Genomic DNA, 20,989 nt, shown 5'->3' on the forward strand with positions numbered 1-20,989 from the left:
GCGCAACTGACCCGGCCGGTGCCGAAGCAATGTCCTTGAACCCTCGTTCAGTGAGCCGTCGCTGAAGCCGCTCCGATACCGGTCTGGGACCGGACATATTGCGCATCGAAGCCATCGCGGTCGACCGCGGCACGCTTGCTGCGATCCAGCACCGAGACCAGCCAGATCCCCACAAAGGCGATGGCCATCGAGAACAGCGCCGGATTGTCCAGCCTGATCGGAGCCGAACCCTTGGCGAAGCCAAGCGTCACCTCCCAGACCGCCGGCGAGAGCACCACGCCGACGACCGCGCTGACCAGACCGAGGAAGCCGCCGATCACCGCTCCCCGCGTCGTCAGGCCCTTCCAGAAGATCGACATCACCAGCACAGGGAAATTGCAGGAGGCCGCGATGGCGAAGGCAAGGCCGACCATGAAGGCGACGTTCTGGTTCTCGAACACGATGCCGAGGAAGATCGCAAGCACGCCGAGCACCAGTGTCGCGATCTTCGACACGCGGATCTCGTCCTGCTCATTCGCGTTCCCGCCCTTGATCACCATGCCGTAGAGATCGTGGCTGATGGACGATGCCCCCGCCAGGGCCAGCCCCGATACGACGGCAAGGATGGTGGCGAAGGCAACTGCCGAGATGAAGCCAAGGAACAGGTTGCCGCCCACGGCGTTCGCGAGGTGGATCGCCGCCATGTTGGAGCCGCCCTTGATCGCCGCGATTCCGCTCTTGGTCTTCTCGAGGATGCTGCCGTCCAGGAACATCGCGTCGGTCGAAACCAGCGTGATCGCGCCAAAGCCGATGATGAAGGTCAGGATATAGAAGTAGCCGATGAAACCGGTGGCGTAGAACACCGACTTGCGGGCAGCCTGGGCGTCCTTCACGGTGAAGAAGCGCATCAGGATGTGCGGCAGGCCCGCCGTTCCGAACATCAGCGCCAGGCCGAGCGAAATAGCCGAGAGCGGGTTGGAGATGAGGGTACCCGGCTCCATGATCGCGAGCTTCTTGGGATGCACCTCGGTTGCCTTGGTGAACAGGGCTTCCGGGCTGAACCCGAACTTGTAGAGGACGGCCCCGGCCATGAACGTCGCCCCCGAGAGCAACAGCACCGCCTTGATGATCTGCACCCACGTCGTCGCTTTCATTCCACCGAACGTCACGTAGATCATCATCAGGCCGCCGACCAGAACGACCGCGATCCAATAGTCGAGACCGAACAACAGCTGGATCAGCTTGCCGGCCCCGACCATCTGCGCGATGAGGTAGAATGCAACGGTCACCAGCGAGCCGCACGCCGCCAGGATCCGGATCTCGGTCTGCCCGAGCCGAAACGACGTGACGTCGGCAAAGGTGAACTTTCCGAGATTGCGCAACTGCTCGGCGATCAGAAAGGTGACGATCGGCCATCCCACCAGCCAGCCGACCGAGTAGATCAGGCCGTCGTAGCCCGAGGTGTAGACGAGACCGGATATGCCGAGGAACGAGGCTGCCGACATGTAGTCGCCCGCGATCGCAAGTCCGTTCTGGAATCCCGTGATGCCGCCGCCGGCCGAGTAGAAATCTGCAGCCGAGGCGGTCCGTTTGGCGGCCCAATAAGTGATGGCGAGCGTCAGTCCGACGAATCCGACGAACATGCCGATCGCCGACCAGTTGGTCGCCTGCTTCGAGCCGCCCTCGATGGCGCCGGCCGCGAGCGCGATGGTGGGCATGCTTGCGAGCAAAATGACCGATAGAAAGGCGAATCTCTTCACGAGCGGTTCTCCTCGACGATCTTGCGGATGAGTACGTCGTAGCTGGAATTGGCCTGACGGACGTAGATTCCCGTCAGCACGAAGGCGAGCACGATGACGGACAGTCCGATCGGAATACCGATCGTCGTCACGCCGTTGCCCAGCGGTATTCCCAGAAACTTCGGAGCGTAGGCCACCAGCAGGATGAAGCCGAAATAGATGACAAGCATGACCGCCGACAGCAGCCAGCCCAGCGACGAGCGCCGGCGTACGAGCTCCTGGTAATTCGGATCGCGTTCAATCTTTGCGACGTTGCTCACGTCAATGACCCCTGGATGATCCTCTGAAATGTCTTGCCATGACGGCAGCCCCTTCTCTCGGGGTAGCCGTCCCAGCCTGCACTGGCGGCCGCACGAGCTCCATGATCCAGATCAAGCTCGGTCGATCCCGTGCGATGTGTCTGCAAGGGCGTGTCAGCGCATCGCGAATGATCCGGCCCCACGACGGAGAGGCGCGCGCGGAAGAGCAATGGTTAGAGGCGACGCGCAGTTCGACCAGGCGGCGAGCTTAAGGCTCTGTATTCAATCACGCGATCGGGCCGTCCGAGCGCGACAAGCCTCCAGCCGAGATTTCATTGCAAACTTTCTCGACACCCGTTCACAACTCGCTTGCGCGTTGGCCCGGCGCCTCTTAGGCTTGCGCCAATTTTTAGTTTTGCTGTTTTGTGGCCCGCGATCGCAGACCGTCGGGCCGAATTGATTTCGATTTGAACGCAATTGGCGAAGGAGGTGTCATGCCGATCACCGAGAGCCATGTCCGCGGATCAACCGATACGCCCCTCATCGAGGACACCATTGGAGCTTTCTTCGACCAGGCCTGCGAGCGGCTGTCGGAACGCGAAGCTCTGGTCGTCCGGCATCAAGGCATCCGCTGGAGCTTCAAGCAGCTGCGCCGACAGGTCGATGACCTGGCCGCCGGCTTCCTGGCGCTCGGTTTGAAACGCGGCGAACGCGTCGGGATCTGGTCGCCCAACAATGCGGAATGGATCCTCACGCAGTTCGCCACCGCCAAGGCCGGCCTGATCCTGGTGAACATCAACCCGGCCTATCGCGTGGGTGAGCTGGAATACGCGCTCAACAAGGTCGGATGCGCCGCGCTGGTCACCGCTGCGTCTTTCAAGACCAGTGACTACATCAGCATGTTGAACACGCTTGCACCGGAGATTGCGACCTCATCGCCCGGTCACCTGAATGCGGCGAAACTGCCGTCCCTGAAACTTCTGATCTGCATCGGCACGGATGCCCCGGGGTTCATCCGCTTCGATGCGGTTCAGAAGATGGCGACGGATCGCTCTCGCGCGCAGCTGAGAGAATTGAGCACGGAGCTGAAGAACACCGACGCGGTGAACATCCAATTCACCAGCGGCACCACGGGCTCGCCCAAGGGCGCGACGCTGAGCCATCGCAACATCCTCAACAACGCCTTCTTCGTCGGCCGGACCATGGGCCTGACCGGCAACGACAGATATTGCATCCAGGTGCCGCTCTATCACTGCGGCGGCATGGTGGTGGGTACGCTGATGTGCATCGCCCATGGCGCCACGATGGTGTTGCCGTCCGAATGGTTCGATCCGCTCGCTTCGCTCGAAACGATGGAGGCCGAACGCTGCACCGGCGTCGGCGGCGTTCCCACGATGTTTCTGGGAATGCTCAACCACCCCGAGTTCTCGCGCTTCGACTTGCGCTCGCTGCGCACCGGCTGGGCCGGCGGCGCCCCCTGCCCGATCGAGATGATGAAGCGCTGCCTGTCCGACATGCACTTGCGCGATCTTACCATCATCTTCGGCATGACCGAGACCAGCCCGGTCTGCCTGCAGACCTCGACCGATGATGCGATCGAACGCAAGGTCGGCAGCGTCGGCCGCATCCATCCGCATGTCGAGGTCAAGATCGTCGACACAGATGGCAACACCGTACCTGTCGGCGCACCAGGCGAGTTCTGCACCCGCGGTTATTCCGTGATGCTGGGCTACTGGAACGATCCGGAGAAGACCCGCGAGGCGATCGATGCCGAGGGCTGGATGCACACCGGCGATCTCGGCACCTTCGACGCGGAGGGCTACGGCAATGTCGTCGGCCGCAGCAAGGACATGGCGATCCGCGGCGGCGAGAACGTCTACCCCGTCGAGATCGAGAACGTGCTCTACCAGCATCCGGCCGTTGCCGACGCGCAAGTGTTCGGTATCCCCGACGAACGCTTCGGCGAAGAGCTTTGCGCCTGGATCAGGCTCAAGCAGGGCGGCACCATGACAGAGCTGGACGTCAGGTCGTTCTGCAAGGACCGCATCGCCCACTTCAAGATCCCGCGCTACATCCGCTTCGTCGATGAATTCCCGACGACCGTGACCGGCAAGATCCAGAAATTCGTGATGCGCCAGCGAATGATCGATGAATTGCAATTGAACGTGCAAAAGACTGCATAAAATGCGCGCGCAGGGAGATGCCAGGTGTCTGCACCCGAACCGATCAAATTCACCGACGGCGCGGCTTACGAGCGCTTCATGTCACCCTGGAGCCGATCGGCCGGAACGCTCTTCCTCGACTGGCTGGCGCTCCGCCCCGGATTAAGCTGGGTGGACGTGGGCGCCGGCAACGGTGCATTCACCGAGCTTCTTCTGGCGAAATCCGCCCCGTCGTCCGTTTCCGCGATCGATCCCTCGGACCCACAGATCGCAACGGCGCGCCAGAAGTTCTCGGCAAAGCCGGTCGAGCTCTCGATCGGCGATGCGATGGCCCTGCCCTATGACGCCGACCGCTTCGATGCCGCTGTGATGGCCTTGGTGCTGTTCTTCGTCCCCGACCCGCGCAAGGGCGCCTCGGAAATGGTCCGCGTCACCAAGCCCGGCGGCATGGTCGCATCCTATACCTGGGACATCGTGCGGGGCGGCACACCGACGCAGCCGCTGTGGGAGGAGCTGGATGCCCTCGGCATTCCCGCAGCCCGTCCGCCGAGCGCCGACATCTCGCGCTTCGAAGCGCTGAAGGCGCTGTGGGCGGAGCTCGGTCTGCGCGAGATCGAAACCCGCGAGTTGGTCGTCGAGCGGACATTCGCCGACTTCGAGGATTATTGGCTTTCGATGGTCGTCAGCAGCCCGAGCGGCATCGTGGGCAAGCTGTCGGAAGCGGAGAGCGCGGAGCTCAGGCGCCGGTTAGAGGCGCGACTGCCGGCGAGTGCGTCCGGGAAGATCACGGTTCATGCTTCCGCGACTGCGATCAAGGGACGCAAAGCCGCTTGATGATCTCGGCGGCGGAGGCCCGACGATGCGTCAGGTCGCCGCCTTCTTCTTCGCCTTCGGCTTCACCGGCTTGGCGACGACCGGCGGCTCCGGCGTGCCTTCGATCGCGGAGAGGCGCCCCGAGGTGAAGGTGTAGATTCCCGCACGCGGACCCGTCGTCCAGGTGACCACCGCGACGCGACGGCCGGCGGCATCGCTGGAGAGATTGACCGTCGACGGCGCGCCGATGCCGCGCACCACGTCGCATTCGGTGTGACCGAGCGCGACCGTCCCGCCCGTGGGCGCCGGCGGCGTGGTCGATGCATTGGCGTCGGCGGGACCGGACGGCGCCATGCCGGGACAGGCACCGTCGGCGCTGACGAGATCCTCAGCTCCAACAGGCTTGTCGGGGGTCAGCGGCGGCGACTCGATCGAGATGTTCTTGATGAACAGACGGCTCGGCTTGTTGAACCACTCAGCGTCCTTGGCGGACGTCAGCATATCGGATGCGCCCGCGCATCCCGCCATCAGCGGCGCGACGGCGACCAACACGACGATGAGCGACTTTGGAAGCTTTTGATGTCGCACGATAACCTGAATTCCCGGCATGAAGGAGCAGCCCTAAGCGATTGTCCCAACATCACTTTGCGGCACGAAGGTGGCCGAAACCAATCTGCCCTTGAAAGTCCAAATTATCATTAATTGCAAGTGGCAGCTAATTCCGCCGCTGCCACCGGCCCCGTTCGTCGGCCTGCCAATAGGTGACCTCAAATCCGCGCGCCTTGCAATCCGTCCAGGTGCTGCGGGCCATCGCAAGCGCGTCCGGATCATCGCCGTTGAATAGCAGCACCATGCGTTCATAGCCTCCCGCATCCTCGGGCAGCGCGGCGCTGTCGACCAGGAAGCGGACATTGGCGCCGTTCGGATTGTCGGCCTCGATCGCCAGCACGATCGGTTGCTCGGCAACATCGTTCACCCGCCATGTCGCATGCGGCAGGAAGGAATCGTCGCGATAGGTCCATAGATGTGCGTCGAGCGCATCGGCGCGCTCGGGCGAGGTCGACTGCACCACGACGCGCCAGCCGCGCTCGAGCGATTTCTCGAGAAGCGGCGGCAAGACGTTCTCAACCGTCATGTTTTGCAGATGGTAGAACAGAACTTCCGTCATTTGCGCTCGTAATGATCGGCCACCAGGCGATCGAGCAGGCGGACGCCATAGCCGCTTCCCCAGCTCTGGTTGATGTCGGTCTTGGGCGCGCCCATCGCGGTTCCGGCGATGTCGAGATGTGCCCAGGGCACACCGTCGACGAAACGTTGCAGGAACTGCGCCGCGGTGATCGAGCCGCCGTGACGGCCGCCGGTGTTCTTCATGTCGGCGAACTGGGAGTCGATCAGCTTGTCGTATTCGGGGCCGAGCGGCAGGCGCCAGACCTTCTCGCCGCTCTCGATGCCGGCCGCGAGCAGGCGCTCGGCGAGCTCGTCATTGTTGGAGAACATGCCGGCATGATCGGTGCCGAGCGCAACCACGATCGCGCCGGTCAGCGTCGCCAGGTCCACCATGAATTTCGGCTTGGCCTTCTTGGCGACGTACCAGAGCACGTCGGCCAGCACGAGGCGGCCTTCGGCGTCGGTGTTGATGATCTCGATGGTCTGGCCCGACATCGAGGTGACGATGTCGCCGGGCCGCTGCGCGTTGCCGTCGGGCATGTTCTCGACGAGGCCGATGGCGCCGACCACATTGACCCTGGCTTTGCGCGCGGCGAGCGCATGCATCAGGCCGACGACGCAGGCCGCCCCGCCCATGTCGCCCTTCATGTCCTCCATGCTGCCGGCCGGCTTGATCGAGATGCCGCCGGTATCGAAGCAGACGCCCTTGCCGACGAAGGCGACCGGCGCCTCGCCCTTCTTAGCCCCGTCCCAGCGCATGATCACGGTGCGGCTCGGCCGGGCCGAACCCTGGCCAACGCCGAGCAGCGCGCCCATGCCGAGCTTCTGCATCGCCTTGACGTCGAGCACCTCGATCCTGACGCCGAGCTTCCTGAGCTGGCCGGCGCGGCGCGCGAACTCTTCGGGATACAGCACGTTCGGCGGCTCGTTGACGAGATCGCGCGCGATGATGACGCCGTCGACGACCGCGCCGGCCGAGGCAAAGGCCTTCTTCGCCGCGGTCGGATCGCCGACCGCCAGCGAGACGTCGGCGCGCAAGGCGCCCTCCTCGCCCTCCTTCTTCCTGGTCTTGTAGCGGTCGAACTTGTAGGCGCGTAAGCGCAGGCCCGAGGCGATCGCAACCGCCTGCTCGGTGGTCATGGCGCCATCAGGCAGTTCCGCCATGATCGTCATGGACGCGGAACCCGCCTTGAGCTTGCTGGCCGCCATGCCGCCGAATTTGAGGAAGTCGTTGCCCTTCAGAGCGGAGGCCTTCCCGGTCCCGATCACGATCAGCCGTTCGGCCTTGAGGCCTTCGGGGGCGAGGATGTCCAGGGCGGCGCCGCTTTTGCCCTTGAACGAGCCGGCCGCCGCCGCCCGCTTCACAACTTCGCTGGCGCCGCCGAGCGCCTTGGCGCTTGCCGGGCCGATCTTCAGGGCGTCGTCACAGAACACGACCAGAATGCCACGGGCGGCGGAAGCGAGCGGGACGAAGCCGACCTTGATGGCATCGGACATAGGTAACTCCTCGAAAACATGGGCTTTTTGCCGATCGATCGATACGGCCGAGAGCCGGACCTGAACGGCGATTCACTCTGCGTTGGACACTATGGGCGAGATCAGCGGTCGATGCCAAGCACCGCCCGTGGCGTGGAGGTCACATCGAGGGAAATATTAACCATATATTGACGGTGCCACGGGTCAGTCATTTTGTTGACGGATCAAAGGGATGGTAGTGAGAAAGTAAGCTGCCGGAAGAGGTGGTTGGGCGACCTGGGGGATCCCTGTCAGGGGATTGGTCGAACGACTGGAATTTTCGGTACGCGCGTTGGGGCTTTGGTGGGATTCGTGCGGTAGCGCATGGGGTCGATCGATAGGTATATTTTCCGCACGACGCTGGCGTCGTTTGCGCTGGTCCTGGTCAGCCTCACCGGCGTGATCTGGATTACGCAGGCGCTGCGCGGCATCGACCTGATGACGAGCCAGGGTCAGACCATCATGACCTTCCTCGGCATCACCAGCCTCGTCATCCCGGCGCTGGTCCTGATCATCTCGCCGATCGCGCTGATGATCGCGATCTCGCACACGCTGAACAAGCTCGCGACCGATTCGGAAATCATCGTGATGAATGCCGCCGGCTTCTCGCCGTTCCGGCTGTTCTATCCGTTCTTCTACGCCACCTGCGTGGTGGCGCTGCTGGTCGCCTTCATCGCGGCCTACCTCGCCCCCGACGGCATGCGGCGGATCAAGCAATGGGACGCCGAGATCACCGCCGACGTGCTCACCAACATCCTGCAGCCCGGCCGCTTCGCCCAGCTCGACAAGAACCTGACGATCCGCATCCGCGAGCGCAAGCCCGGTGGCATTCTCGAGGGCATCTTCATCGACGACCGCCGCGACCCGAACGAGCGCGTCTCGATCGTCGCCGAAGAGGGCGAGGTCGTGAAGAACGAGAACGGCTCGTTTCTGGTGCTGAAGACCGGCAATCTCCAGCGCTTCGAGGCCGGCAAGCGCGACCCCGCGCTGGTGGCCTTCGGCCGCTACGGCTTCGACATGTCGAAGTTCGGCAACCAGGGCCACGACGTCACCCTCGGCATTCGCGAGCGCTATCTCTGGGAGCTGTTCGCCCCGTCCGAGGACGATCCCGTCTACAAGCAGATCCCTGGGCAGTTCCGTTCGGCCCTGCATGACAGCCTGTTGGCGCCGATCTATCCGTTCGCCTTTGCGGTGCTGACCTTCGCCTTCCTTGGCGCGCCCCGCACCACGCGCCAGAGCCGCAATTTTTCGATCGGCACCTCGATCCTCGCCGTGTTCGGACTGCGCATGGCGGGCTTCGCCTGCTCCGTGATGGCGGTGAAATCAGAAGCTCCGGTGCTGGTCCAATACGCGATGGTTCTCGGGGCCATCGGCGTCGGGCTGTGGATGATCATCGGCGGCATCGTGGTCGAGCCGCCGCCCGGCCTGCTGGAGGCCATCAACAGGTCGAACGCGCGGATCGCGCGGCTGTTCGGACGGCCGGCCGCCGCATGAGCATGCTCACCAACACGCTCGGGCGCTATTTCGCCGGCCGCTTTGTGGTCAACGCGCTTGGCGTGTTCGCGGGCATTTTCCTGCTGCTGGTGCTGGTCGATTACATCGAGATGGTGCGCAAGACCTCAGGGCTGGCGTCCGCCTCCGCTGTCATGGTGGCCGAGACCTCGTTGTTCCGGGTGCCGCAACTGCTGGAGAAGCTGACGCCATTCTGCATGTTGATCGGCGCGATGACCTGCTATCTCGCCCTCTCCCGCCGGCTCGAGCTCGTGGTGGCGCGCGCCGCCGGCATCTCGGCCTGGCAGTTCATCTCGCCAGCGCTCGGCAGCGCGCTCGTGATCGGCGTGCTCGCCACGGTCGCCTACAATCCGATGTCGGCCAATTTGCGCGAGCTGTCCAAGCGCATGGAAGCCGAGCTGTTCGGCTCGGCGCCCGGCGGCGGCATCCAGGACGCCTCGGGCTTCTGGCTCAACCAGGTGACCAGCGACGGCCAGACCATCATCAACGCCGCGCGCAGCGAGCAGCAGGGCATCCGGCTCACGGGCCTCACGCTGTTCCGGTTTGACACAGATCAGCACTTCAAGGAGCGGATCGAGGCGCGCGAGGCGACGCTCGAATCCGGCCATTGGCTGTTCAAGGGCGTGCGCCGTTTCACGCTCGACTCCCCGCCGGTCGACCAGGCCAGCCTCGAGATTCCGACGACGCTGACCGAGGCGCAGGTTCGCAACAGCTTTTCCACACCCGAGACTGTGTCCTTTTGGCAACTACCGAGCTACATCAGTTCGTCCGAGAGCTCGGGCTTCGCGACAGCCGGCTATCGACTCCAGTATCACAAGCTTCTGGCACAGCCGTTTTTGCTCGCAGCCATGGTGATGCTCGCGGCCTCCGTGTCGTTGCGCTTCTTCCGGATGGGCGGCGTACAGAGGATGGTTTTGAGTGGCGTGGGCGCAGGCTTTCTGCTCTACGTTCTGTCGAAAGTGACTGAAGACTTGAGCAAGGCTGAGTTGATGCATCCGATCGCTGCGGCGTGGTTGCCCGTAGTGGTGGGCGGCCTCACCGGCTTTTTGGCCTTGCTGTACCAGGAGGACGGTTAGTGACTGCCGTCCAACGAGGACCTGTGTCTGGATCGACGTCGCGCACCCGGATGCGCGCGAACGGATACGGCTTGTCTGTCCGTCGGATCCTGCTCGCGCTGGTCGCGACCGTGTCGCTCGCCGGGATGATGGATTTCGCCGTCGTGGCGCCTGCCGCCGCCCAGAGCTTCACCTACAATCCGCTGCCGCCGCGTCCGAGACCGCCGAAGGCCGCCAATGACGGCCAGATGCTCGTGCAGGCGACCGAGGTCGACTACGACTACAACAATTCGCGCGTCTCGGCGGTCGGCAACGTTCAGCTGTTCTACAACGGCACCAGCGTCGAGGCCGACAGGGTCATCTACGACCAGAAGACCAAGCGGCTGCATGCCGAGGGCAACATCCGCATGACGGATGCCGACGGCAAGATCACCTATGCCGAGATGCTGGACCTGTCCGACGACTACCGCGACGGTTTCGTCGATTCGCTGCGCGTGGACACCGAGGACCAGACCCGCATGGCCGCGACCCGCGCGGACCGCTCCTCGGGCAACTACACCGTGTTCGAGAACGGCGTCTACACGGCCTGCGCGCCGTGCCGGGACGATCCGAAGAAGCCGCCGCTCTGGCAGGTCAAGGGTGCCCGCATCATCCACGACCAGCAGGAGAAGATGCTGTATTTCGAGACGGCGCAGCTCGAATTCTTCGGCGTGCCGCTCGCCTACATGCCCTATTTCTCGACGCCCGATCCGACCGTGAAGCGCAAGACCGGCTTCCTGATGCCGGGCTTCACCTCGAACACGCCGTTCGGCTACGGCGTCGAAGTCCCGTTCTATTGGGCGATCGCGCCCGATATGGACGCGACCTTCAATCCGCGCATCACCTCCAGGCAGGGCGTGCTGTTCCAGACCGAATTCCGCCAGCGCCTGCTGGACGGCGCCTACCAGGTGCGCGTCTACGGCATCGACCAGCTCGACCGCAGCGCGCTCGCCGGTCAGCCCGGTGATCGTCAGTTCCGCGGCGCCGTCGAGACCAAGGGCCAGTTCGCACTGAACGACAAGTGGGTCTGGGGGTGGGACGGCGTCCTGATGTCCGACTACTATTTCTTCTCGGACTACCGCCTGTCGGCCTATCGCGACCCACAAGCCTCGTTCCTGTATCTGCCGACCGAAGCGATCTCGCAGCTCTATCTGACCGGCGTCGGCAATCGCAGCTTCTTCGATGCCCGCACGATGTACTTCCTGAGCTTCTCGGGCAACCAGCAGCAGGTCCCGGTCGTCTATCCCGTGATCGACTACTCGAACGTGCTCAACTATCCGATCTTCGGCGGCGAGGTCTCCTACAAGACCAATTTCGTCAATCTGACGCGTAACGATGCGGCGTTCGATCCGATCACGACGACGGCCAACACCAACGGCCTGTGCACGATGACCTCGGCCGATCCGCTCGCGCGCACGCCGACGCAGTGCCTGCTGCGCGGCTTCCCCGGCACCTACACCCGCCTGTCGGCGGAAGCGCGATGGCGCAAGTCCTACACCGATCCGTTCGGCGAGATCTGGACGCCGTTCGCGATCCTGCGCGCCGACGCGATCAACTCGGAGGTCTCGAACCAGCCGGGGGTGTCGAACTACCTGCCCGTCGGCGACACCCAGGCGTTCCGCCTGATGCCCACCGTCGGCCTCGAATACCGTTATCCCTTCATCAACGTTCAGCCCTGGGGCTCGACCACCATCGAGCCGATCGCGCAGGTCATCATCCGTCCGAACGAGACCTATGCCGGCAGGCTTCCGAACGAGGATGCGCAGAGCATGGTGTTCGACGCCTCGAACCTGTTCAATGTCGACAAGTTCTCCGGCTATGACCGCGTCGAGGGCGGCGGCCGCGCCAATGTCGGCGTGCAGTCGACCACGCAGTTCGACCGGGGCGGCGCGGTCAAGGTCCTGTTCGGCCAGTCCTACCAGCTGTTCGGCATGAACTCCTTCGCGGTCCAGGACTCCATCAATACCGGCATCAATTCCGGCCTCGACAAGCCGCGCTCGGATTACGTCGCCAGCGCCAGCTATTCGCCGAACAGCACCTACACGTTCAGCGTCCGCTCCCGCATGGACGAGCAGACCTGGAACGTGGAGCGCTTCGAGGCCGAAGGCCGGGCCAACTTCAATCGCTGGTCGGTCAGCATGATGTACGGCAATTACGCGCCGCAGCCGGAGCTCGGCTATCTGACGCGCCGCGAGGGCATCCTGACCTCGGGTTCGCTCAAGGTCGCCGCCAACTGGGTGGTGACAGGTTCGGCGCGCTGGGACCTCGAAGCCAACAAGATCAACCAATATGTGCTCGGCGCCGGCTATGTCGACGATTGCTTCGTGCTGGCGGCGAACTATGTAACTTCGTATAGCTACTCCGCGGGCACCGCGCCGCCCGTGCTGAGCCACGCGTTCATGTTCCAGATCGGCTTGCGCACTCTGGCCACCTCCACGGGGTCCAGCAGTTCCGCCGGCATTCAGTGAACCCGTCCAAATGCCGGCCGCGCGATCCCTATCGCAGGATCATTTCGGCTGACATGCGAGCGACAACCATGACGACCTCCTTGCCTGTGTTCCGCCTCCTCCCTCCTGTACTCGGCGCCTTGTTGATCGCCGTGCTCGCGCTCGCCGGTGCGCCGGCACGGGCGCAGAACATCGTGGTGATGGTCAACGGCGATCCCATCACCGATTTCGACATCGAGCAGCGCTCCAAGCTCGACGCGCTGACGACGCAGAAGACGCCGAGCCGGCAGGACGTCATCAACGAGCTGATCGACGACAAGCTCAAGATCAAGGAAGGCAAGAAATACGGCGTCGATCCCACCGCCGCCGACGTCAACCAGTCCTTCGAGGGCATGGCGCAGCGCATGCGCATCACGCCCGACCAGCTCGCCAAGTCGCTCGAGGTCAAGGGCGTGCGTCCTGACGTCCTGAAGAACCGCATGAAGTCCGAGATGGTCTGGACCAGCCTCGTGCGCGGCCGGTTCAAGGAGAAGCTGATCGTCGGCGAAAAGGATGTCGCCGACAAGGTGCGCGAAGGCGGCACCGAGAAGCTCCAGATCGAGGGCACCGAATACAAGATGCAGCCGATCGTGCTGATCGTGCCGCGCGGTTCGTCTGCGGGCTTGCAGGAGTCGCGGATGAAGGAAGCCGAGACCTATCGCGCCCGCATCGGGAGCTGCGAGGAAGCCAATTCGCTGTTCCGCTCGACGCCGAACGCCACCATCCGCGAGAGCGTCACCAAGACCACCGCCGACCTGCCGGAGGCGCTGCGCAAGGTGCTCGACGACACTCCAATCGGTCATCTGACCGCGCCCGAGGTGACCAAGGCGGGTATCGAGATGGTGGTGCTGTGCGATCGCAAGCCGACCACCATCGATACGCCGAAGAAGCGCGAGATCCGCGACAAGATGTATGTGGAGAAATACGAGAAGACCCAGAAGGCCTATCTCGACGAGCTCCGCAAGGCGGCGATGATCGAATATCGCAACCGCTGATGGCCGCTCCCGCAAAGCCTCTCGCGGTCACGCTCGGAGAGCCCGCCGGCATCGGCCCCGACATCACCATCGCCGCCTGGCTGAGGCGCCGCGAGCTCGACCTGCCCGCCTTCTACCTGCGCGGCGACGAGGCCCTCATCGCCCGGCGCGCCAAAGCGCTCGGCGCCGATATCGAGATCGCCTCGGTGAGCCCGGGCGAGACCGAGACTGCCTTTGCCGACGCCCTGCCCGTAGTTGCGACCGGCAAGCACGTGACCGCAGAGCCGGGCAAACCCGACGCATCGAGCGCACCGGCCGCCCTCGCCTCGATCCGGGAGGCGGTCGCCGACGTGCGGGCGGGCCAGGCCAGCGCCGTCGTCACCAATCCCATTGCCAAGAGCGTGCTCTACCGCGCCGGCTTCCGCCATCCCGGCCACACCGAATTCCTTGCTGAACTCGCGGAAGCGGACGGCCGCGTGCCGCAGCCGGTGATGATGCTGTGGTCGCCGCGGCTCGCCGTGGTGCCGGTGACGATCCACGTGTCGTTACGCGATGCCCTCACCCAGCTCACGAGCGATCTCATCGTCTCGACCGTACGCGTCGTTGCGACCGAGCTGAGATCCCGTTTCGGCATTGCGCAACCGCGCATCGCGGTATCAGGACTGAATCCGCATGCCGGCGAGGACGGCTCGCTCGGCCATGAGGAGCAGACCGTGATCGCGCCGGCGCTCAAGGTTCTGCGCAACGACGGTATCGACGCCAGGGGGCCGCTGCCCGCCGACACCATGTTCCATGAAGCCGCGCGCAGCCTCTATGACTGCGCCGTCTGCATGTATCACGACCAGGCGCTGATCCCGATCAAGACCGTTGCGTTCGACGACGCCGTCAACGTCACGCTCGGCCTGCCCTTCATCCGCACCTCGCCGGATCACGGCACCGCGTTCGACATCGCCGGCACCGGCAAGGCGAATCCCGCGAGCCTGATCGCCGCGCTGAAGCTTGCCAGCCGCATGGCGGCTGCGAACAGCTGATGAGCGCGATCGACGACCTCCCGCCGCTGCGCGAGGTCATTCGCCGGCACGCTCTGTCGGCGCGCAAATCGCTCGGTCAGAACTTTCTGCTCGATCTCAACCTTACCGCGCGCATCGCCCGCGCGGCCGCGCCGCTCGAACAGAGCGTCATCGTCGAGATCGGCCCCGGCCCCGGCGGACTGACCCGGGCGCTGCTCGCGCTCGGCGCCAGGCGCGTCATCGCCATCGAGCATGACGAGCGGGCCATTCCCGCCTTGCAGGATATCTCCGCCCGCTACCCTGACAGGCTCGAGATCGTGCATGGCGATGCCATGACTTTCGACCCGCGCCCGCTGCTCAACGGCGAGCGCGCCAAGATCGTCGCCAACCTGCCCTACAACATCGCGACCCCGCTTCTGATCAACTGGCTCACCACCGAGCCCTGGCCGCCTTGGTATGACATGATGGTGCTGATGTTTCAGCGCGAGGTCGGCGAGCGCATCGTCGCGCGAGAGGATGAGGAGGCCTATGGCCGGCTCGGAGTGCTCGCCAACTGGCGCTGCGAGACGAAGATCCTGTTCGACATTGCGCCGTCCGCCTTTGTGCCGCCGCCGAAAGTCACCTCCTCCGTCGTGCGCCTGGTGCCGCGCCACGAGCCTCTGCCGTGCGATCGCAAACTGCTCGAGCAGGTCGCAGCCGCGGCCTTCGGCCAGCGCCGGAAAATGCTGCGGCAGAGCCTGAAATCGCTTCAAGCTGATCCGGCGCGGCTCGCCGCCGCCGCCGGCGTCGATCCGACGCGGCGCGCCGAGACGATTCCCATCTCCGGTTTTGTTGCCATGGCGCGTGAATTGGCGGATATACGCAGCGAAACCAGACAATGAGAATTCCGGAGGAAGAAAAATGGCGTTGATGCGTCGGCAGTCGCTGGTCAAGTTCGATGCGCCTCTGTGCGAGACCATCGTCGATACGCCCAAGCCCAGGGCTGCCGAGGTGCTGGTGCGCATCGAGCGCTGCGGCCTCTGCCATTCCGACCTGCACATCCAGGATGGCTATGCCGATCTCGGCGGCGGCAAGAAGCTCGACACCACACGCGGCATGACGCTGCCCTTCACGCTCGGCCATGAGATCGCCGGCGTCGTCGATGAAGTCGGCCCTGACGTACCGGCAGGCCTCGTCGGCTCGAAGAAAGCGGTGTTTCCCTGGATCGGCTGCGGCCAGTGCCGCGACTGCAAGAACGGCGACGAGAATCTCTGCGCCAAGCAGCGCTTCCTCGGCGTCTCCATCGACGGCGGCTTCGCCAGCCACGTGCTGGTGCCCGACGCCAAATATCTGCTCGACTATGATCCCCTGCCCGTCAACCAGGCCGCGACCTTGATGTGCTCGGGCGTTACCGCCTACGGCGCGCTCAAGCGCCTGGTCGATCGTCCGCGCCAGCGCAATCTGCTGCTGATCGGTCTTGGCGGCGTCGGCATGATGGGCCTGTCGTTCGCGCAGGCGATGTTCAAGCAGCCGATCACGGTTGCCGATCTGTCGCCGGCCGCGCGCGAGACCGCGCTGAAGAACGGCGCAGCCGTCGCCTATGATCCGTCCGAGCCCGAAATGATCAAGCGTATCCTGAAGGAGACCGACGGCGGCTTCGACGAGGTGGTCGATTTCGCCGGCAACGAAAAGTCGATGGCGTTTGCGGTCGCGGTCGCTGCGCGCGGCGGCAAGGTCGTGGTGTCGGGCCTGATGGGCGGCCAGTTCACGCTGCCGATGGTGCAATGGGTCTACAAACGCCTCACTGTCGAGGGTTTCATGGTCGGCACGCTTGCCGAGGCGCATGAGCTGATGGCGCTCGCGCGCGCCGGCAAGATCAAGCCGACGCCGATGCGCGAAGAGCCGATGGGCGACGTCCAGAAGTGGATCGATGAATTGCGCGCCGGCAAGGTGGTCGGCCGCATCGTGCTGAAGAACTAACGTCTCGCCGCCACGAGCGGAACGGCTTCGGCCGCACCGCGTTGGCAGCGCATGTCCATTCGCTGCACGGTCGAGAGCGCATTCTTCATCGCCTGGAGCTTCCTCGAGAAGACCGGCGAGCTCGGGCCGCCCGATGCGTCTGCGGACATCATTCTCGACGCAATCGAAGCGCAGCTCAGAACCGGCGAGCGCCGACCGCTGATGCTCGCCAACCGAGCGATCGATGCGTACCGGCACGCGAACCGGGAGTCGGCGGCGCGCGAGGCCCGCCTCGGGTAGGGCAGCAGGCCATCTGCGCATACGCTCTGTTTACTATTGAACCGAGCGTATGTTCCGTTTTCGAACCATCCGGTGTTCTCCGGTGAAGAACAGAGTTCGAAGCGTGGCGGACAGGCAACACAGCGGGCGAAGCGCTTACTGATGCCGAGACCGCCTGGCACGAAGCGTCCATCTCGCCCACGATCCAATTGAGCTTGGAACGCCGTCTGCGTCCAGCGCGTTGACCTCTCGCCAAGGCAACGACGGAGTCTGAACCGCATGACGAAGCCGCTGACAAAGTCCGTGCGGCCTGTTCCCGACGAGAACCAGAGCCATATGGGCGCCGGCGGCGCGCCCACCGTTTCCGTCGACACGACCAAGGGCCATCGCGACGACGAGAAACAGAACATCCGTGAGCAGGCCGCCCACGGCAATCTCACCCAGAACACCAGCAACCGGCGCATGGGATAGGCGCAGAAACGAAGGGGGCATGAAGAGGAGATACGAACTTGGTGACTCCCGGCAAATGGTACGATCCGATCTCCGAACGTTGGATCGCGCCGCGCGAACTCCACCCCGTAGCTCCCTGCCCCCGTGCCAGCGAGAACCACGTGCTCGAGATGCAGAGGTCCGTGGAAATCCAGCGCATCTGGCGCCTACTGGTCGATTGTTGCGCACGCAAGTGATACTTCATCCCGTGCCTGCCGGTCGAGAACTCCGTCAGCGCCTGGTCATGATTCCCGCATGAACCATTCCGCATCTCGTGCCAGGCCTGTCGCAGGCGTGATACGTGTTCTTGCGCTGATCGTCGGCTGCGCCTGCCTGCTTCTCGCCGCCATTTGCTTTGCCATCGCGGCACAGGTCTTTGTGCAGACCGGCGTGTTTGCGCAGTCTTATACGACAGTCGGGCTGATCAGCGGCGTGCTCGGCCTGCTGGCGCTGACGCTGGGGCGCGCGTGGAGGTGAGCCTTGTCGCTCCGAGATCGACTGACAGCGCGGACGTCAGATCTGACCGTGGGCCCCGGGCGGCACCATATACAGGGTCATGGCGAAGATCGCGTAGATGAACAAAAGCAAGGCTCCGATGAACCATGCTGACCGGCCGCCGTTGGTAATGAAACAGGCGGTCACGGTCGCGATCATGACCATGGTTACGGCGCCCGGCCAGAACTGCAAGTCCATCGGCTTTGGGCCGACGACATAGCTGAGCAGCACCAGCACCGGCGCAACAAAAAGGGCGATTTGGGACGCGCTTCCGAGCGCGATGCTCACGCTCATGTCGAGCCGGTTCTTGCGTGCCGCAGAAAACGCCACCGCCATTTCAGCGGCGGCGCCGACCAGCGCGACGATGATGAAGCCGACAAAAGCTGGGCTCAATCCCAACGTCTCGCCCGCCTTCTGTACCGAACTCACGAAGATCTCGCTCACCAGGGCAACCAGCACCGTCACCACGAGGAGCGTGCCGACGGCCAGTCCGATCGGCCAGCCGCCGCCAGCCTCGCCATGGTCTTGGCTGGCAAAGAGCTCCTTGTGGGTGCGAAGCGAGAACAACAGACCTAGTCCATAAGCAGATATCAGCAGCACGGCGAGACCCGCACTGAGCTTCTGCGCCATCACGTCGCCTCGCGCCAGATCGAGGTCGGCAACGGCAGCTGGCGCGAGAAGCGCAATCGTCGCCATCAACAGAAGCGACGCATACAGCCGTCCGCCAGCGCGATTGTACTCCTGGACATGAGTCCGAAGGCCGCCGAGCAGAAACGAGGCGCCAAGCATGAAGAGCGAGTTTGTTACGATCGCGCCGGCAATCGACGCCTTCACCAGCATGTATTCTCCCGCCTGGAGCGCGGCGATGGCGATGATCAATTCGGTGAGGTTTCCCAATGTCGCATTGAGCAAGCCGCCAATCGCATCGCCCGTCCTTTCCGCAACACTTTCGGTCGCCTGACTCAGCAGCGCGGCAAGAGGCACGATGGCGAGAACCGACAGCGCGAACAACGTCGTGTGAGAGGATGGTGCTGCGTGCTCGACGACCAGCACAATGGGCACGAAAACGAGCATCCAGAGCAAAGGATTCGATCGGACTTCCTTGAACAGCAGGTTCATGGCCCCAGCCCCCACCACCCGGCGACGCCCAAACCTCGCAAGGCTGCCCACCGCGGCTGTTGATGTATGTCAAGTGGCGCCCGGATCGGCGCGGGGCCGTCGGCGCCCGGCCTTCCCTGCGCCCGTTGACCACCATCGGGCGATCTCACGAAGCAAGCCTCGGGCAAAAGCTGCCGCGGGCAGGATGCGTCCTACTCCTTTCCGGCCACGAGGCACGGAAGGCCCGCAGCGGTACGGAATGTCCATACGCTTTTCGCGAGCGCGCCGAGCTGGTAGATTGCGCCATTGATTTGGGGGCTTTCATGCACGCGAGGATTTTCAATCGCGTCCTGATGCTGGCGGCGCTGATCGCGGCCGCGCTCGCCGTCGCGAGCCAGCCGGTTCTCGCCGAGAAGCGCGTCGCGCTTGTGGTCGGCAACTCCGCCTACAAGAACATCACGCCGCTCGATAATCCTTCCAAGGACGCGACGCTGATGGCCGACACGCTCGGCTCGCTCGGCTTCGCGCTTGTCGGCGGCCATGCCCAGCTCGATCTCGACAAGGCCGCGATGGACATCGCCGTGCAGAGCTTTGGTCGCCAAGTGCAGGGCGCCGATGTTGCGCTGTTCTACTATGCCGGCCACGGCGTCCAGGTCGCCGGCTCGAACTATCTCGTGCCCGTCGGCGCCAATCCGACCCGCGAGGCCGACGTCGACTTCCAGATGACCGACGTGAACCTGGTGCTGCGGCAGATGCAGGGCTCCGGTACGCGGCTCAACCTCGTCATCCTCGACGCCTGCCGCAACAACCCCTTTGGCTCGCGCGGCCTGCGTGCCTCCGAAGGGGGCCTTGCGCAGATGCGCGCGCCCGAGGGCACGCTGATCTCCTATGCGACCCAGCCCGGCAATGTCGCTCAGGACGGCAGCGACGGTCACAGCCCCTACACCAAGGCGCTCGCCGCGACCGTCCGCACCGCAGGCCTCGACGTGTTCCAGACCTTCAACCAGGTGGGCCTCGCCGTGAAGCGCGCCACCGGAGGCGCGCAGCAACCCTGGGTGTCGTCCTCGCCGATCGACGGCACGTTCTATTTCGTGCCACCGACGCAAACCGCGCCGCCCCAGGTCGCGGCGATGCAGCCAGATCCATTGCAGTCGGAGCGTCTCCGCGCCGATCCCGACCGTATTCCGTTGCGCGACGCCGCGCTGCTGAGCGAGTTGAATGAGCGGCTCTACGAGCTCAATTTCGATCCTGATACGCCCGACGGGCTGACGCGCGCCATCACGAAACTTCAACAGCGCATTGCCATGGCGCCAACAGGCGAAGCCACCGAGGGCCTGCTGCTGCGGATGCGCAAGATGGAGGATCTCAAGCCCTGGGGCTCGATCGTCTACGGGCCCGACAGCAACAAATGGGGCATCTCGTGGAATCACGCCTCGCGCCGCGCGGCGGTGGCGGATGCGCGCGGCAATTGCGCCGGCGCCAAATGCGCGATCGAGCTCTCCTTCTACGGCAAGAGCTGTGGCGCATTCGCGATCTCGGACAAATCCTGGTCGCTGGTCCAGCGCGACAGCATCCAGCGCGCGAAAGACGCCGCGCTTGACGATTGCGGCAAGGCTGGCAAAGCTTGCCGCATTATTGGCGCCGTCTGTGCCGACGGCTCCGGTCGTTGATCTTGCCGCCGATATTTGATGATGATGGATTTCTGGCTCATGTCGAACAATGCAAGCCGCCCTGTTATCCTCACCGCGCTTCTCCTCGCCCTTCTGCAGGCCTCATCGGCTTTCGCGCAATCCGGCAGCGCCGGCGGCTCGATCGGCAATGACGAAAAATCCCTGTCCGGCTCGCGCCAGGATAGTTCTGCAGGCCGCTCCGCCGAACCCGCACCGTCGGCGCGCCGGAGCAAGCCGGCCGCTGACGAACAATCGTCGCGGCGCAGCGGC

The 20,989-nt window shown here is 64.2% G+C and carries 19 protein-coding genes and 1 pseudogene; 14 read left to right on the forward strand and 6 right to left on the reverse strand.

Annotated elements, in window-relative coordinates:
- Positions 1-47: 47 nt before the first annotated feature.
- Positions 48-1,697, reverse strand: coding sequence for a cation acetate symporter (locus AOQ71_RS37080; RefSeq protein WP_063958353.1), 1,650 nt, complete (start codon positions 1,695-1,697; stop codon positions 48-50).
- Positions 1,698-1,735: 38 nt separating this feature from the next.
- Positions 1,736-2,038 (reverse strand): DUF485 domain-containing protein, encoded by a 303-nt coding sequence (locus tag AOQ71_RS37085; protein ID WP_083514769.1) that lies wholly within the window; start codon positions 2,036-2,038, stop codon positions 1,736-1,738.
- A gap of 473 nt (positions 2,039-2,511) precedes the next feature.
- Here AOQ71_RS37085 and AOQ71_RS37090 point away from each other — a divergent pair, with 473 nt between their 5' ends.
- Together AOQ71_RS37090 and AOQ71_RS37095 are read left to right on the forward strand one after the other, a co-directional pair.
- Complete coding sequence (locus AOQ71_RS37090) at positions 2,512-4,200, forward strand: AMP-binding protein (RefSeq protein ID WP_057757918.1); 1,689 nt, start codon at positions 2,512-2,514, stop codon at positions 4,198-4,200.
- Positions 4,201-4,224: 24 nt separating this feature from the next.
- Positions 4,225-5,013, forward strand: coding sequence for a class I SAM-dependent methyltransferase (locus AOQ71_RS37095; RefSeq protein WP_057757921.1), 789 nt, complete (start codon positions 4,225-4,227; stop codon positions 5,011-5,013).
- 30 nt (positions 5,014-5,043) lie between these two features.
- Here the strand turns inward: AOQ71_RS37095 and AOQ71_RS37100 are convergent, their stop codons facing one another.
- The 3 genes from AOQ71_RS37100 to AOQ71_RS37110 all read right to left on the reverse strand — a co-directional run bounded on the left by AOQ71_RS37100 (position 5,044) and on the right by AOQ71_RS37110 (position 7,656).
- Positions 5,044-5,541 (reverse strand): hypothetical protein, encoded by a 498-nt coding sequence (locus tag AOQ71_RS37100; RefSeq protein WP_162268465.1) that lies wholly within the window; start codon positions 5,539-5,541, stop codon positions 5,044-5,046.
- Between the two features lie 166 nt (positions 5,542-5,707).
- Positions 5,708-6,160: a DNA polymerase III subunit chi gene (locus AOQ71_RS37105; protein ID WP_057757924.1), complete on the reverse strand. Its 453-nt coding sequence runs from the start codon at positions 6,158-6,160 to the stop codon at positions 5,708-5,710.
- On the reverse strand, positions 6,157-7,656 hold the full coding sequence (locus tag AOQ71_RS37110; protein WP_057757927.1) for a leucyl aminopeptidase: 1,500 nt from the start codon (positions 7,654-7,656) through the stop codon (positions 6,157-6,159). Before AOQ71_RS37110 ends, AOQ71_RS37105 begins: the two co-directional genes overlap by 4 nt.
- A gap of 342 nt (positions 7,657-7,998) precedes the next feature.
- Here AOQ71_RS37110 and lptF point away from each other — a divergent pair, with 342 nt between their 5' ends.
- The 10 genes from lptF to AOQ71_RS37160 all read left to right on the forward strand — a co-directional run bounded on the left by lptF (position 7,999) and on the right by AOQ71_RS37160 (position 17,933).
- Positions 7,999-9,168, forward strand: a complete 1,170-nt coding sequence (lptF, locus tag AOQ71_RS37115) for an LPS export ABC transporter permease LptF (RefSeq protein ID WP_057757929.1) — start codon at positions 7,999-8,001, stop codon at positions 9,166-9,168.
- The gene (gene lptG / locus AOQ71_RS37120) at positions 9,165-10,262 is read left to right on the forward strand and encodes an LPS export ABC transporter permease LptG (protein ID WP_057757932.1); all 1,098 of its coding nucleotides are present in this window, start codon (positions 9,165-9,167) and stop codon (positions 10,260-10,262) included. Before lptF ends, lptG begins: the two co-directional genes overlap by 4 nt.
- Positions 10,262-12,748 (forward strand): LPS-assembly protein LptD, encoded by a 2,487-nt coding sequence (locus tag AOQ71_RS37125; protein ID WP_057757936.1) that lies wholly within the window; start codon positions 10,262-10,264, stop codon positions 12,746-12,748. Before lptG ends, AOQ71_RS37125 begins: the two co-directional genes overlap by 1 nt.
- Positions 12,749-12,816: 68 nt before the next feature.
- Complete coding sequence (locus AOQ71_RS37130; RefSeq protein ID WP_057757939.1) at positions 12,817-13,761, forward strand: SurA N-terminal domain-containing protein; 945 nt, start codon at positions 12,817-12,819, stop codon at positions 13,759-13,761.
- Positions 13,761-14,771 carry a 4-hydroxythreonine-4-phosphate dehydrogenase PdxA gene (gene pdxA, locus AOQ71_RS37135; RefSeq protein ID WP_057757942.1) on the forward strand — a complete coding sequence of 337 codons (1,011 nt, stop codon included), beginning with the start codon at positions 13,761-13,763 and terminating at the stop codon, positions 14,769-14,771. Before AOQ71_RS37130 ends, pdxA begins: the two co-directional genes overlap by 1 nt.
- Positions 14,771-15,631: a 16S rRNA (adenine(1518)-N(6)/adenine(1519)-N(6))-dimethyltransferase RsmA gene (rsmA, locus tag AOQ71_RS37140; protein ID WP_057757946.1), complete on the forward strand. Its 861-nt coding sequence runs from the start codon at positions 14,771-14,773 to the stop codon at positions 15,629-15,631. Before pdxA ends, rsmA begins: the two co-directional genes overlap by 1 nt.
- A 19-nt stretch (positions 15,632-15,650) precedes the next feature.
- On the forward strand, positions 15,651-16,709 hold the full coding sequence (locus AOQ71_RS37145; RefSeq protein ID WP_057757949.1) for an alcohol dehydrogenase: 1,059 nt from the start codon (positions 15,651-15,653) through the stop codon (positions 16,707-16,709).
- Positions 16,710-16,760: 51 nt separating this feature from the next.
- Positions 16,761-16,988, forward strand: a complete 228-nt coding sequence (locus AOQ71_RS37150) for a hypothetical protein (RefSeq protein WP_057757952.1) — start codon at positions 16,761-16,763, stop codon at positions 16,986-16,988.
- A gap of 258 nt (positions 16,989-17,246) precedes the next feature.
- Entirely contained in the window at positions 17,247-17,438 is a 192-nt protein-coding gene (locus AOQ71_RS37155; RefSeq protein WP_057757954.1) for a hypothetical protein, read from the forward strand.
- Between the two features lie 273 nt (positions 17,439-17,711).
- A complete protein-coding gene (locus AOQ71_RS37160; protein WP_057757957.1) occupies positions 17,712-17,933 on the forward strand; it encodes a hypothetical protein in 222 nt (73 codons plus the stop codon).
- 36 nt (positions 17,934-17,969) lie between these two features.
- Here the strand turns inward: AOQ71_RS37160 and cax are convergent, their stop codons facing one another.
- Positions 17,970-19,070 (reverse strand): calcium/proton exchanger, encoded by a 1,101-nt coding sequence (gene cax, locus AOQ71_RS37165; protein ID WP_057757961.1) that lies wholly within the window; start codon positions 19,068-19,070, stop codon positions 17,970-17,972.
- A 302-nt stretch (positions 19,071-19,372) separates the two neighbouring features.
- On the opposite strand from cax, the gene AOQ71_RS37170 reads away from it, so the two are divergent.
- On the forward strand, positions 19,373-20,719 hold the full coding sequence (locus AOQ71_RS37170; protein ID WP_057757964.1) for a caspase family protein: 1,347 nt from the start codon (positions 19,373-19,375) through the stop codon (positions 20,717-20,719).
- 39 nt (positions 20,720-20,758) lie between these two features.
- Positions 20,759-20,989, forward strand: a pseudogene (locus AOQ71_RS49240) (hypothetical protein); the annotation flags it as partial.

It is taken from the genome of Bradyrhizobium manausense, from assembly GCF_001440035.1.
GTDB classification, from domain to species: Bacteria; Pseudomonadota; Alphaproteobacteria; order Rhizobiales; family Xanthobacteraceae; genus Bradyrhizobium; species Bradyrhizobium manausense.